General features: G+C 36.7%; 12 protein-coding genes. 3 read left to right on the top strand and 9 right to left on the bottom strand.

Features of this window, described 5'->3' with window-relative positions; translation table 11 throughout:
• Positions 1-188: 188 nt before the first annotated feature.
• The 7 genes from hemL to hemA form a co-directional block, all read right to left on the bottom strand.
• Positions 189-1,475 (bottom strand): glutamate-1-semialdehyde 2,1-aminomutase, encoded by a 1,287-nt coding sequence (gene hemL / locus FW778_RS11020; protein WP_150414762.1) that lies wholly within the window; start codon positions 1,473-1,475, stop codon positions 189-191.
• A 65-nt stretch (positions 1,476-1,540) separates the two neighbouring features.
• The gene (hemB, locus tag FW778_RS11015) at positions 1,541-2,512 is read right to left on the bottom strand and encodes a porphobilinogen synthase (RefSeq protein ID WP_150414761.1); all 972 of its coding nucleotides are present in this window, start codon (positions 2,510-2,512) and stop codon (positions 1,541-1,543) included.
• A 30-nt stretch (positions 2,513-2,542) separates the two neighbouring features.
• The gene (gene hemF, locus FW778_RS11010) at positions 2,543-3,460 is read right to left on the bottom strand and encodes an oxygen-dependent coproporphyrinogen oxidase (RefSeq protein ID WP_150414760.1); all 918 of its coding nucleotides are present in this window, start codon (positions 3,458-3,460) and stop codon (positions 2,543-2,545) included.
• Between the two features lie 31 nt (positions 3,461-3,491).
• Complete coding sequence (hemE, locus tag FW778_RS11005; RefSeq protein WP_150414759.1) at positions 3,492-4,523, bottom strand: uroporphyrinogen decarboxylase; 1,032 nt, start codon at positions 4,521-4,523, stop codon at positions 3,492-3,494.
• Positions 4,524-5,237, bottom strand: a complete 714-nt coding sequence (locus FW778_RS11000; RefSeq protein ID WP_150414758.1) for a uroporphyrinogen-III synthase — start codon at positions 5,235-5,237, stop codon at positions 4,524-4,526.
• Complete coding sequence (gene hemC / locus FW778_RS10995; RefSeq protein ID WP_202552189.1) at positions 5,224-6,186, bottom strand: hydroxymethylbilane synthase; 963 nt, start codon at positions 6,184-6,186, stop codon at positions 5,224-5,226. The genes FW778_RS11000 and hemC overlap by 14 nt, the downstream gene beginning before the upstream one ends.
• On the bottom strand, positions 6,147-7,355 hold the full coding sequence (gene hemA, locus FW778_RS10990; protein WP_202552188.1) for a glutamyl-tRNA reductase: 1,209 nt from the start codon (positions 7,353-7,355) through the stop codon (positions 6,147-6,149). Before hemA ends, hemC begins: the two co-directional genes overlap by 40 nt.
• A 325-nt stretch (positions 7,356-7,680) precedes the next feature.
• Between hemA and hemH the strand changes: the two genes are divergently transcribed.
• Both hemH and FW778_RS10980 read left to right on the top strand, forming a co-directional pair.
• On the top strand, positions 7,681-8,703 hold the full coding sequence (hemH, locus tag FW778_RS10985; RefSeq protein ID WP_150414755.1) for a ferrochelatase: 1,023 nt from the start codon (positions 7,681-7,683) through the stop codon (positions 8,701-8,703).
• Between the two features lie 53 nt (positions 8,704-8,756).
• Complete coding sequence (locus tag FW778_RS10980; RefSeq protein ID WP_150414754.1) at positions 8,757-9,284, top strand: CopD family protein; 528 nt, start codon at positions 8,757-8,759, stop codon at positions 9,282-9,284.
• Positions 9,285-9,321: 37 nt separating this feature from the next.
• Here the strand turns inward: FW778_RS10980 and FW778_RS10975 are convergent, their stop codons facing one another.
• The gene (locus FW778_RS10975; RefSeq protein ID WP_150414753.1) at positions 9,322-11,496 is read right to left on the bottom strand and encodes a TonB-dependent receptor family protein; all 2,175 of its coding nucleotides are present in this window, start codon (positions 11,494-11,496) and stop codon (positions 9,322-9,324) included.
• 110 nt (positions 11,497-11,606) lie between these two features.
• The gene (locus tag FW778_RS10970) at positions 11,607-12,494 is read right to left on the bottom strand and encodes a helix-turn-helix domain-containing protein (protein ID WP_235906201.1); all 888 of its coding nucleotides are present in this window, start codon (positions 12,492-12,494) and stop codon (positions 11,607-11,609) included.
• A gap of 269 nt (positions 12,495-12,763) precedes the next feature.
• Here FW778_RS10970 and gyrB point away from each other — a divergent pair, with 269 nt between their 5' ends.
• A complete protein-coding gene (gyrB, locus tag FW778_RS10965) occupies positions 12,764-14,743 on the top strand; it encodes a DNA topoisomerase (ATP-hydrolyzing) subunit B (RefSeq protein ID WP_150414751.1) in 1,980 nt (659 codons plus the stop codon).
• Positions 14,744-14,757 lie beyond the last annotated feature (14 nt).

Raw genomic sequence — 14,757 nt, 5'->3', positions numbered from 1 at the left:
TACAATTTTTTGGAGAATATATGGCCGTTGCTAACGGAAAAACCCCTGATAATTCTTAAGGCTTAAGAACTCAATGTATAGTGATTTAATAATCATAAAGGCTTTGGCTGATTAAAGGTTTTATTGGGGTAGGGCGGAGGTTTGTCCTTCGCCCTTTTTATTTAATCGCAGTTAGTTCGTTAGCACAGTTAAACCGAAAATTTATCCGCCGCTTCAATAGTACTTTCTAAATCTTCATAGCTTAGAGCATTGCTTAGAAACCAACTTTCATAACCTGATGGAGGAAGATAAATTCCATTTTCAAGCATGTGATGAAAAAATTTATTAAATAGGGGAATATCTGCTTTTGCAGCTGTATCAAAGTCAATAACATCATGCTGGCAAAAGTGCAAACTCATCATGCTTCCAAAGCGGTTTATAGTATGGGGTATCTTTTTATTGTTTAAAACTTCATGCAAACCTTTTTCGAGAAATGAACTTTTTTCATCCAATTCTTTATAAGTTGAAGAATTATTTTTTAACTCGGTAAGCATCGTGAACCCTGCTACCATCGCAATTGGATTACCACTTAAAGTGCCCGCCTGGTAAACATTTCCTAACGGCGCAATGTATTGCATAATTTCTTTTTTTCCGCCAAATGCACCAACAGGTAAACCTCCGCCAATTACTTTTCCATACGTAACAAGATCTGCATTGATGTTCAATTTTTCTTGTGCTCCGCCTTGCGCCAAACGAAAGCCTGTCATTACTTCATCAAAAATGTAGATAATACCTTCGTCATCACATAACTTTCTTAATCCTTCAAGGAAGCCAGGTTGCGGAAGTATGCAGCCCATGTTGCCAACAATAGGTTCTATAATAATTGCAGCGATCTCTTCTTTGTTTTCTTCTATCAATTTTTCTACCGCAGATAAATTATTGTAAGGAGCAGTTAGCGTATCATTGGCTACACCGCCTGTAACGCCGGGAACTGTTTGAATATTTAATGTTGCCATACCGCTTCCTCCTTTAACCAAAAAACAATCGGCATGTCCATGATAGCAACCTTCGAATTTGATAATTTTATTTCTACCTGTATAACCTCTCGCCAACCTAACGGCACTCATACACGCTTCTGTTCCACTGCTTACCATTCTTATTAAATCAACATTTGGAACCATGCTTTTTATAAGCTCGGCCATTTCAACTTCTAATTCTGTTGGCGCTCCAAAGGACGTTGAATGAATCGCCTTTTCCTGGATGGCTTTTACCACAGGCTCATAAGCGTGTCCAAGAATCATGGGTCCCCATGAATTGATATAATCGATATAACGGTTTTCATCCTCATCATATAAATAAGCGCCTTTAGCTTTTTTTATAAAAACGGGAGTACCTCCAACACTCTTAAATGCACGCACCGGAGAATTTACACCACCGGGAATTGATTGTTGGGCTCTTAAAAAAAGTTGTTGACTTCGATTACTTGTATAGCTCATTATAGTGGGGATATGAAAAGTTAAATGAGAACTTTTTAAATAAAGTTATAATCTTCCAGATATTATTATAGTAGTTTAACCGCATCTTTTGCAAAATAAGTTGCAATCAAATCCGCACCAGCTCTTTTAATGGAAGTAAGACATTCGATCACTGCTTTATCTTCATTAAGCCAGCCCATTTTCGCCGCTGCCTTTATCATTGCATATTCGCCGCTTACATGGTATGCACTAACGGGAAGGGTTACGCTATCTTTCACTTCGCGGATAATATCAAGATAAGCCATGGCCGGTTTCACCATAATAATATCTGCGCCTTCTTCTTCATCAATGATTGCTTCTTTTATTGCTTCTATGCGATTAGCGTAATCCATCTGATAAGTTTTTTTATCACCAAAGCCAGGCGCTGAATCCAGCGCATCTCTGAATGGTCCATAAAAGCACGAAGCATATTTTGCACTGTAAGCCATAATCCCGGTCCTGGTAAAATTATTTTGTTCCAATGCCTCGCGGATAGCGCCGATACGCCCATCCATCATGTCGCTCGGCGCAACAAAATCTGCACCTGCCTTCGCATGACTAAGGCTCATTTTTACTAATGCTTCTACTGTAGGATCATTTACAATTTCACCATTTTCAACTATTCCATCATGTCCATAAGATGAATAAGGATCCAGCGCAACATCTGTCATAACAACCATTTCGGGAACTGCGTCTTTAATAGCTTTAATACTTCGCTGCATTAAGCCATTATCATTCCACGCTTCTTTACCCGTATTATCTTTTAATTCATCAGGCGCTTTTATAAAAAGCAGTACACTCTTAATTCCTAAACTCCATAATTCTTTAATTTCTTTTATGGTGCCGTCAATTGAATACCGGTAATAACCGGGCATTGAAGGAATTTCAAAGGCAACATTTTTTCCTTCATCAATAAATAAAGGAGCAATGAAATCATTTGGAGTTAACGTAGTTTCTGCAACCATACTTCTAATTGAAGGAGACTGGCGCAGTATCCTATTTCTTCTTTGTAAATACATGTCTTATAATTAAAAATGTAAGATTAAAAACTAACCTTCTGCCCAATCAACCGGGTGCAAACATACCTGGAACAATTGATCTTCCGCGCTACCGGGTAATGGATAATAATTATATTCAAATCGAGCTGTCGGCGGCAAACTCATCAAGATACTTTCTGTTTTTCCATTTGTTTTTAAACCAAATAGAGTACCGCGGTCATGAACCAAATTAAACTCAATATAACGGCCTCTCCTTATTTCCTGCCAATGTTTTTGTTCAGCATTATAACTTGTATTCTTTCTTTTTTCCACTATCGGAATGTATGAAGGAAGAAATGCATTACCGCAAGCCTTTCCAAAATTCATCCAAAAATTCACATCTCTATTTTCTGTCGGCCGTTGGTAATCATAAAAGATACCACCAATTCCCCTGCGTTCATTATTTCTATGAAAGTTTACAAAATAATTATCACATTCTTTTTTAAATGTTGGATAAAATAATGGATCAAATTCATCGCATACATTTTTATAAGTAAGATGAAAATGTTTGGCATCTTCTTCAAATAAATAATATGGAGTAAGGTCTGTGCCGCCGCCAAACCAACGATCAATTACTTCTTCGTTTTCATTATAGAGCTCAAACATGCGGTAGTTACAATGAACTGTTGGAACAAAAGGATTTACAGGATGCATTACTAAACTTAAACCGCAAGCGAACCATTTTGATCCATTAATTTTCAATTGTGTCCGCATTGCGTCCGTAACATCTCCAAAAACAATGGAAGTATTTACTCCGCCTTTTTCAAAAACATTTCCGTTGGCAATAACTCTTGTTTTACCGCCGCCGCCTTCTTTTCTCTGCCACTTATCTTCAATGAATTTTTCTTTACCATCAGATTTCTCTAACGCGGAACAAATGCGATCCTGGAGGATTTCAATATATAATATCCAATCTTCTTTAATATTCATTTTAAAAATTAAAAGTGAAAGTATTTACCATCTAGACTTTATATTCTTTCACCGCATCAACAAAAGCCTTTGCGTTTTCAACCGGAACATTTGGTGTAATGCCATGCCCTAAATTGGCAATATAATTTTGAGCACCAAATTCATCTATCATTTCTTTCACTGCCTTTTTAATCTTAGGAACAGGCATTAATAATTTAGCAGGATCAAAATTTCCCTGTAAAGTAATTTTATTGCCTGTCAATTCCCTCGCGATCTTAGGTGAGATACACCAATCCAATCCAAGTCCCGAAGCACTGCTTTCACTTAATTCATTTAATGCATACCAGCTTCCTTTCGGAAATAAAATTACAGGTGCTATATTTTTTAACGCATCTGCAATTTGTATTAAATAAGGTTGAGCAAAAAGTTTAAAATCGCCCGGGCTTAAGCAACCGCTCCAGCTGTCAAAAACCTGTAACGCATCCGCTCCTGCGTTTGCCTGTGCTTTTAAATACGTAACAGAAACATCTGTAATTTTCTGTAATAATTGATGAGCAAGATCGGGTTGCGTATAACAAAATTGTTTTGCTTTATCCCATGTCTTACTGCCTTTGCCTTCAACCATGTAACACAATATCGTCCATGGTGCTCCTGCAAAACCTATTAAAGGAACACGACCATTTAATTCCTGTTTTGTAAGAGTTAATGCTTTTGTTACATAACTTAAATTTTCTTCAATATTGGCTGTACGTAATGCATCAATATCTTTTTGAGTTTTTATAACATGAGGTAATGAAGGACCCTTACCTTCTTCCATTAAAACTTCTACACCCATTGCCTGCGGGATCACAAGAATGTCAGAAAAAATAATTGCTGCGTCTACTCCTATCTGTTGTACCGGCTGAATTGTTATTTCTGTAGCCAGTTCCGGGGTTTGAACACGGGTAAAAAAATCATATTTGTCACGCAGTTTTATATAATCCGGCAAATACCTTCCGGCCTGCCGCATCATCCAAACCGGTGGGCGTTCTACTTTTTCTTTTCTTAAAGCCCTTAATAATAAATCGTTTTTTAATTGTTGCATTTAAATGATATTGCTTTTGCTGAAATGATTAATTACCAGTTGTACTAAATTTTCCTTACGGGAAGTTTCAGCAATGATAACAGAATGTTGGGTAAAATGTTTTACAGCGGCTGCAGTAGTAGAACCAATCGCAAAGACCTTTGTTTTATCACTAATAGAATTTTTTGAGAAAAAGCTTTGAACTGCACTGGGACTAAAGAATAAAATTCCATCATATTGTTTTGCCAAAGCTGTTGGTGTTTCTATGGTTTTATAAACGATAACTTCGTCTACACCTATTCCATTTTTTATGAGGTTGCCCGGTAAGTCATCTCGTCGCTTGTCACCACAAAAAAAAGTTATATTTTTTATTGAAGAATCCTCAATGATTTTTTTTGATAGCAGTTCCGCATTATCAGCAAAACCTTTAATATTATCTTCTCCAAAAAATTCCTTCACCAATTTTTTTGTTGTATTGCCAATGCAAAATATTTTCCACCCAGGCTGATTTTTGATAAACTTAGCAACTGCATTCGCTGCATTCATACTGGTAAAAACAACTGTTATGTTTTCGCTGGATAATTTCCTGATTTTGTTTTCAATTGCGGCATCAACTATCTCTTCTGTTTTAATAAAAGATATTTCATCAATAATAATGTCGTTATTAGCTGCTTCCTTAATGAGTTTTTCGCCAACAGGCCTGGTGCTTAATATTTGGATTTTATTTTTCAGCATTCCTTAACCTGTAAATGATTTTTTGTGCTTCTCCATCTTTTAATAATTCGTTTGCAGCAAGTTTTCCTAAATCATCACTGTTTGGTATAGACGCAGTTTTTTCAATTGCAATTTTTTGCTTTCCATCAGGACTGCATATATTTCCTTTAAAATTAACAGCACCATTTTCCATTATCGCCAAAGCGCTTATTGGCGTTGAACATCCGCCCAATAATGCCCTTAAAAAATCTCGTTCAATTTTTGTACATAAAGCCGTGGGTTCATCATTTAATACATTGCTTACTTCAAAGGAAAATTGATCATCAGTTCGACAGACAATGCCGATAGCGCCTTGTGCCGGAGCAGGTAACATCCAATCAAGGTCAATAGAATTTGAAGGGCGAAGATTAATTCGCTCAAGCCCTGCAGCGGCAAAGATGGCACCATTCCAATTGTGCTCTGTTATTTTTCTTAACCGTGTATTTACATTACCCCGCAAATTTTCAAAACGATGATTGGGATATTTGTTTAGCCATTGAGCCTTACGGCGGGTACTGCTTGTCGCAATAATTGCGCTACCATTATTATTTTCTAAAAAAGAGGAATCATTTTTACAAACAAAGATGTCTTTATAAGAAGCTCTTTTTAAAACAGCGGCCTGTTGAATTCCTACGGCTAATTGTGTGGGTACATCTTTTAAAGAATGGACGGCAATATCTATACGACCATTTATTAATGCGGCGTCAAGCGATTTTGTAAAAATACCCTGCACGCCTAACTCATACAATGGTGTAATGGTATCAATATCTCCTTCGCTTTTAATGTAAACTAATTCGGAAGCAACATTATTTGCATGCAATAGATTTTGCACAAGTGTAGCTTGCCACACAGCCAATTGACTTTCACGTGTTCCTATCTTAATAGTCTTTTTCAATTCATGTGAAGGTAACTGCTTAATGCAGTAATACATTGGCAACCTTTATTATTTTGCTGGTGCAATTGTATTGCAAGCGAAGATACTGCTTTGTGAATTTTTTCCTCAAAAGCCTGGTTGGTAAGATGCACCTCACTTATCTCATACAGTTGAGTTTTTACCATGCGCAATAATGGATTAATGGCTTGTTTGCGGTACCAGGTGCACAAATCCAACATTGTTTTATTAATAATTTCCATTGCTTTAGGAACTTCAGCCTGGCGAAGTGAAATGGTTTTGTCGAGGATAACAGATATCTCATCCACGTTTAAAAGTGTAATTCCTTCAATGTCTTTAACTGAAGGGTCCACATTTTGGGGTACGGAAAGATCGAGTATCAGCCTTGCTTTTGAACCTGTAAAATAAGATGAAAGAATCGTATATTTTTCAGATGCCGAACTTACGATAATTACATCTGCATCGGCAGCTGCGGGTGCCAGGTTAGCGTAAGGAACAAAGTTGCCGCCACATTCTGTTGCAAGATCAAATGCCTTTTGGTCTGTACGATTGGTAAACAAAAGGATAGATCCGGATAAATAACTTTTAAGATTCTTCCCAATATGATTTCCGAATTTACCCGTACCAACTAAGAGAATTTTCTTATTATGCGTATCAGCAATTCTTTCTTTAATAATTTCAATAGCGGCGAAAGAAACTGATACAGTTCCAGAACTTAATTTGGTAGTAGTTTTTATTTCTTTGGAAGATTGTAATGCATAATTAATTACTCTTTCCATAAAACTGTTTAAACAATTTTTCTTTTTTGCCTGGCTTGCGGCAAGCTTTATCTGCGATAAAATTTCATAATCACCTATTATTTGGGAATCAAGACCGGCAGCCACCTTAAATAAATGTTCAACCGTAGTAAGACCTTTGTATTGATAGCCATGCTCAATAAAATCTTTCATGTTGCCATGAGTATGTATGCACAACATTTCAATAAGCTGGTGTGGATGATCGCAGATACCATATATTTCTGTTCTGTTGCAGGTAGAAAGTACCATGCATGCGGGAAACTTTTTTTGAACGGCCTGTTCTAATAATAAAATGGAATGCTCTGGCAGCAATGAAAATTTACCACGAATGCTTATATCACTTTTACGATAATTGATACCTGCTACGCAGAAATTATCTAAAAACTGATGTACTGGTTCCTCTATAATCATGAAGTGTGCAAATTTATTTTTATGTAAACCCCGGAATGTCATAAAAAAGTCATAAAACTTAAGGCAATTTCCGGTGTGGTTTCTAAAAGTTAATAAATGTTTTTTTCAAAATAATTTTCAAAGGAAGTCAAAACTAATTTTTTTTTTGATGATTATTATCAGATTCCTGTATGATAATCATCATAATATGGATGAACCGGTTAATACCGCGATTAAACCATTGTTTTAAAAAATTGTAATAATTACCGCTTTTAAAAAACGGGAAAAAATATAAGCCGGTTGCCTTATTTTGTAGCGGCTTACATTTGCGAATATTTTAATAAAGATGACATCTAAGAAAGGAATATTATTAATGAACCTGGGCTCACCGGATTCAACTAAAGTAAAAGATTTAAGAAAATATCTTGGACAGTTTTTAATGGACGAAAGAGTTATCGATCAACCCTGGCTTTTGCGGGCACTATTGGTAAAGGGAATAATCGTTCCTTTCCGGGCACCAAAATCGGCGGAAGCATACAAGACAATATGGACTGATAAAGGTTCCCCCTTAATTGAAATTACAAGGCAACTAAAAACGGCCTTAGAGGAGGTAATTGAAGAACCAGTGGAAATTGCGATGCGCTATGGAAGTCCCGGCACTGAAGAAGGGTTTAATTCTTTGCTTAAGAGAAATCCATCGCTTGAAGAAGTTGTTGCATTGCCGCTCTATCCGCATTACGCAATGTCGAGTTATGAAACGGCTGTTGAATATGCCAAAGAAATTCATAAGAAGAAAAAATATTCTTTCAAGCTTTCGTTTGTAAAACCATTTTTTGATGAACCTGATTATTTGAACGCACTTGCCGAAAATATACGGCCTTATCTAAGCGAGCCTTACGACCAGGTTTTATTTAGTTATCATGGTATACCGGAAAGGCATATACGCAAAAGCGATGTAACAGGTTGCCATTGCCTGCAGGTAGAAAATTGTTGTGAAGTACCATCGACTGCGCATGCATATTGTTACAGGCACCAGGTTTTTACAACAACAAAAAGAGTCACAGAAATTTTAAACATACCAAAAGATAAATACAGCATTTCCTTCCAGTCACGTTTAGGGAAAGGATGGCTTACACCTTTTACTGATGTAAGATTACAGGAGTTACCCGCAGAAGGCATAAAAAAACTACTGATCTTATGTCCTGCATTTGTAAGTGACTGTCTTGAGACACTGGAAGAAATAAATATAAGAGGAAGAGAGGAGTTTATGAATGCCGGCGGCGAGTTGTATACAATGATTCCGTGCCTGAATGTAAGTCCTTTGTGGGTGAAAGCGATTGCTAAATATGTAACAGGTAATCGTGATTAGTGAATTGTTATGATTTAATGAGTAATTGAATAACCAAAAGAAATAAGAATTCAATGGCCTATTTCTACATAAAAGCCCTGCATATTATTTTTATAGTGACCTGGTTTGCAGGCCTTTTTTATATGGTAAGGCTTTTCGTTTATAGCGCCGAAGCCAACAACAAATCAGAACCCGAGCGATCTATCTTGCTTAAGCAATTTGCCTTAATGCAAAAACGTCTTTGGTATGGTATTACATGGCCTTCAGCAATTCTTACATTAATTTTCGGCACCTGGATAGGAATACTTTATGGAAGTTTACCCTCGTGGCTTTTGGTTAAACTTTTTTTTGTGTTGGGGCTTTTTATTTATCACTTAAGCCTGCAGTCAATTTTTAATCAACAGAAAAAAGAAAATTTTAAATGGACATCCCAGCGATTAAGAATGTGGAATGAAGTTGCAACGCTTTTTTTAATTGCTATCATAATGCTTGCAGTAGTAAAAGAATTGCTAAGTGTTGTTTGGGGTATAGTCGTATTAATTGCATTTACATTTTTACTTTTATTAGCAATAAAGATTTATAAAAAATACCGGAAGGATTAAAGAAAATCTTGTTTAAATTTTTGTTTTATAAAACATTTCAAAACTTAGCAGATAAACCTAAATAAAAGCTTCTTCCAATAGCGGGTATTATCCCTGGCCCGGGATATTCATCGGTTCTTCTTGTAAAATATGATTGGTCTGCAAGATTATTTACCCCACATTTTATTGCATAGTTATTGATCTTATAAGTAGTGCTAAAATCTAAAACTGTGTACGCCGGAATATGGCCTGCAACAGGATTGTCGCTGATCTTTACGTTAGTTGCATCACCAAAAGCATCGCCTACATAATTAACCTGGCATGTTGCTGAAAGATGTTTGTTATTATAAATTACTCCCACTCTTTCTATTTCTTTTGCTGCGGCTTCAACCCTGTTTCCTTTATACTCACCACTTGTATATTTTGCGTTGATGTAAGCAAACGAATTAAAGATACTTAGCCCTTGTTTGGAACGTTGATTTAAAAACTTTAAAATATTAAACTCTATATATGTTTCTAATCCCTTATGTACACTGTTGGCAATATTAGTTCGGTATGCATAATCAAGTCCTGTAGCCGGGTCGATCTTTACCACTTCGCCTATTCTATTATTATAGGCCAGGTAAAATAAACTTGCATCCACATTCAGATAATTTTTAATTATAGTTCTATAACCCAAGTCAGAGTTAAAACCAAAGGCATCTTTTAAATTCTGATCAATCTTCGCCGTAACACCGAATGGTTGTTGCTGGTTGTAATCGATTGGCCTGTACGCCTGGCTTATATTACCATAGATACCCGAATTGCTTGTTGGTTTATATTCAATGCCAATACCGGTTAGGAGAAATTGTCTGTTTTTACTTTTATCTATTGTAATCTTATAAATATCATCAATTACATATCCGTCTGCAGTGCTTTTTAAATACTCAAATCTTATACCTGGTGTTACTGTAAATTTATTTCCCATTCGAAAAATATTTTCAACAAAAGGTGCAATATTAGTAGTTGTAAAATTTAACTTTTTTTCCCAATCACCTGTTATTGATAAATCAAAGTCGCTGTTGGTAGTGCCTTCTCCGCCTTCTTCACGATTGAACCATGCGTAGGTAAATCTTATGCCGCCGGCAAGTGTGGATGAATTGTTTCCTAACTTATAACTTGTAGAAAGCCTGGCTTCTGTTGCTATGCTATGCATGTCTTCGCTTTCCACTTCCCTCGGTACATATTGGTTTGTCGCTGGGTCGATGATATCTAATGCACTTGCGCCACCGTCTTCATTGCGCCAAATGAGGGAGCGATTACTAAAAATATAAGTTGTTTTTAAAGTTATAGTGGTGTTCTCTGTGGGGTTAAGATTTATAGATCCACTTAAAATATTCCATGGGCTTTTTAACCAGTTTCTTGAACGGATAGACGCCTTTGGGCTCGCATCAAAAAGGCTGTCAGATAAGCCGCCGGGCATTTGTATTCTATTGCGCAGCAGGGAGTACTCGATGCCAATATTTATCTTACTCGAAGGCGTATATCGGATTTTGCCAAAACCTGAAAGCTGCCACTGCTGGCTATTAGGTCGTTCACCATCCATATTTCTATATTGAAGAAAACAATAGTAGCTTATTTTTTTATAATTGCCGCCAATGGAATTGAAAGAATTAAACATTCCGAAACTGCCGCCCGTTTGAGAAGAAATAAACTGAAAAGGTTTGTCTTTGGGAGCATCCTCCGTTATATAATTTACAAGTCCGCCAAATTGTGCCCCGAATTGTAAAGAGGAAGCACCTCTTACCATTTCAATTCGTTTGACAGCTTCCATCGGTGGAATATAATAAGCTTCATTGTAACCATATACATCAGCACTGATATTATAACCATTTTGCCTTGTGTTCATTTCAATGCTTTGTGTAGGATTCAATCCTCTTGTAGCAATTCCATTTGCGGTAAAGCCACTGCTTTCTGTTTCAACAATGTTTAGGCCGGGTATCCTTCCTAAGATTTGTCTTGTATTATTAATTGCTTTATTAGCGTCTAAACTATCAACAATAATTACTTCGTTTTTTCTTCCGGCGTAAATAATTCCATCTTTTATTTCCAACAAATGTCCAACACCATTTACTGTTTTATAGCCGGTAACAATAATTTCTTTTAATAATTTAACCGTATCTTTTTGTTGGGCTATTGTATTCATAAAACTTAGTAAAGTAATTAAGCTAGCTATGATTTTTTTGTTCATCATTATTGCATTTTTCTTTTTGAATATTTATGCAAATGAAGAATCAATAAAAAAGAATGATTTACAAAATCGGGAAAACCGGTTTACGAAAAGAGGAAAAACAGTTATGGATATTAGTGAAATAATAATTCACAAGGTTTTAAGCCGGTGTGTTTTTTAAAAGCGGTAGAAAAATGTGAGATAGAAGAATAACCTAATAACGCAGAAACATCCGTGACGCTTAGCCCTTTTTCATACAAAAGATATTTCGCGTGTTCCATTCGCTGGCTCTGAAAAAAATCGAAGATAGTAGTGCCATACATTTCTTTAAATCCTTTCTTTAAATAACATTCATTAATAGCTGCCTTACGGCTGAGTTCCTTTATAGTCAGGGGTTGGCTTATGTGCTCCAGTAAAATTTCCCTGGCCAATGCGATTTTATCCCTGTCTGCATCATTAGCTAAAAATTTACAGGTAAAAGAGTCTACACCATCTCCCGCCATACATTCCATGCTGTACAGTAACAGCATTTGCGTTTGCGCATTTATAAAAATATTTTCAAGACTTTCAGAATAAGAATTATTTAATAAAGCTTCCAGAACACTTCTTGTTTTACTGCAAAGAGGTAACGATTTTGAAAATGAAGAAGTATGGCTAAAGTTTAAAATGCTTTCAGAAAATGAAGTGGTTTTTATGCTCTTTACAAACTGCGAAAGATGATCGGAATTAAACCGGAAACTTGCTACATCAACTGTATCTATTATTTCCTGGCAATGGTCGGATTTGGAGTTTTTACAAAAACTACATTCCGCATCTTTTTGTTTGCAATAACGGTTTCCCGTAACACAAAAAATTAATTCAAGCGTGCTTTCTTTTTTGTCTCCGGATTTATAATCGTATACCATCATCCCGGTGTCCTCAAAACTCATGGCAGGTAATTTCCTATATCGGTTAATTACATATTGAACCGTGCCCGGTATTTTTTGAACTTTATGGTGCACCAATTCCATTTCCTCCTGCATAACAGGATGATTTAAAGAAAGAGTTAAAATGTCATTAGAGTGTACCATAAAGTATGCAAAGGTAAAATAAGTTTAATAAAAATTTTTTGAAATAAGATTTTCAAGCGTTTATGGGGCATGAATATGCAGTTTTTTTTACTTATCCACATTATCTCCCAAACATTCCTAAAGCGAGTTTATATCCATTCAGATGCTTATTATATCTACATTATTAGTACCTTTGCACGATTATAATTTTAGAAGCTAAACAGCTATTTTTATCCCTTTATATGACATCAGAAACAGCAGAAGTAATTACCCCAAAATTAGACGGTTATGGTGCGGACAGCATCCAGGTTCTTGAAGGACTCGAAGCAGTAAGAAAGAGACCTGCAATGTACATCGGTGACGTAGGTAATAAAGGCCTCCATCACCTTGTATATGAAGTGGTAGACAACTCCATTGATGAAGCGCTTGCCGGTTATTGCAATAACATTATAGTAACTATTAATGAAGATAATTCTATAACCGTAAAAGATGACGGGCGCGGTATTCCAACGGGAATAATGACCAAGGAAAAACGTAGCGCTCTTGAGGTGGTAATGACAGTGCTTCATGCCGGTGGAAAGTTTGATAAGAATACCTACAAAGTGAGCGGTGGTTTGCATGGAGTTGGTGTGAGTTGTGTAAATGCATTGAGCACGAAATTTCATGTAACGGTAAACCGCGATGGAAAAATATTTGAGCAGGAATATGCCAAAGGAATTCCGCAATATAAAGTGCGTGAAATTGGGGAAAGTAATACAACAGGCACTGAGATTCAATTCTGGCCTGATACATCTATTTTTATAGTTTCCGTTTATAACCGTGAAATCCTGGAAGGAAGATTAAGAGAGCTGGCTTTCTTAAATAAAAAAATCCGGATTGTTCTGAACGATTTGCGTGAAAAGGATGATGACGGTAATACCTACTCGAAAGCTTTTTATAGTGAAGGTGGTATTGTTGAGTTTGTAGAATTAATTGATAAAAATGGCAGCCGCCAGTCACTGCTTCCTAATATAATTTATTGCGATGGTCACGATGAAGCAAGTAACGTAGCTGTTGAAGTTGCTATGATTTATAATACCGGCTACCAGGAGCATCTCTTTAGCTATGTAAATAACATTAATACCATCGAAGGTGGTACACATGTTTCCGGTTTCAGGCGTTCTATTACCCGTGTATTTAAAAGTTATGGTGAGAAGGAAGGCATGTTTGAAAAAGCAAAAGTAGAGATAGAAGGCGATGACTTTCGGGAAGGGCTAACCGCGGTTATTTCAGTAAAAGTTCCTGAGCCGCAATTTGAAGGACAAACCAAGACCAAGCTGGGTAATAATGAAGTAATGGGCGTTGTAGATTCAACATTGAGCAGGGTGTTAATTGCCTATCTCGAAGAAAATCCCAAGGATGCCAAAACAATTATTCAAAAAGTAATTTTAGCAGCACAGGCAAGGGCTGCGGCAAAGAAGGCCCGTGAAATGGTGCAGCGTAAAAGCGTTCTAACGGGCGGTGGTTTGCCTGGTAAGCTTGCCGATTGCAGTGACAAAGATCCATTTAGATGTGAAATATTTTTAGTAGAAGGGGATTCTGCGGGTGGAACCGCAAAGCAAGGCCGTGACAGAAGTTTCCAGGCAATACTTCCGTTGCGTGGTAAAATTTTGAATGTGGAAAAAGCGATGGAACACCGTATTTATGATAATGAAGAAATAAGGAACATGTTCACGGCCCTTGGCGTGAAAGTAGGTACTGTAGATGATCCTAAAGCTTTGGATATAACCAAGCTTCGCTATCATAAGCTGATTATTATGACGGATGCTGATGTGGATGGAAGTCACATCGCTACTTTGATATTGACGTTCGTTTTTAGATACATGAAGGAACTTGTAGAGCAAGGCTATGTTTATATTGCGCAACCGCCATTGTATTTATTAAAAAAAGGCAAGGAGCAATCTTATGCATGGAATGATGAAGACAGGAAAGCATGGATAGCAAAAGTTGCGGAAGGCAAAGAAGATGCGGTTCATATACAACGTTATAAAGGTCTTGGTGAAATGAACTCCGAACAGCTTTGGGAAACCACGATGAATCCTGAAACAAGGACTTTGAAACTGGTAACCATTGATAGCGCAGTAGAAGCTGATCGGGTTTTTAGTATGTTGATGGGTGATGAAGTTCCTCCTCGCAGGGAGTTTATTGAGACTCATGCAAAATATGCAAGACTGGATGTATAACTTTTAGATCCTGT

The organism is Ginsengibacter hankyongi (assembly GCF_008710285.1).
GTDB classification, from domain to species: domain Bacteria; phylum Bacteroidota; class Bacteroidia; order Chitinophagales; family Chitinophagaceae; genus Ginsengibacter; species Ginsengibacter hankyongi.
Note: the sequence above shows the minus strand (reverse complement) of the source record. Positions and strands in the feature narration are given on the sequence as shown.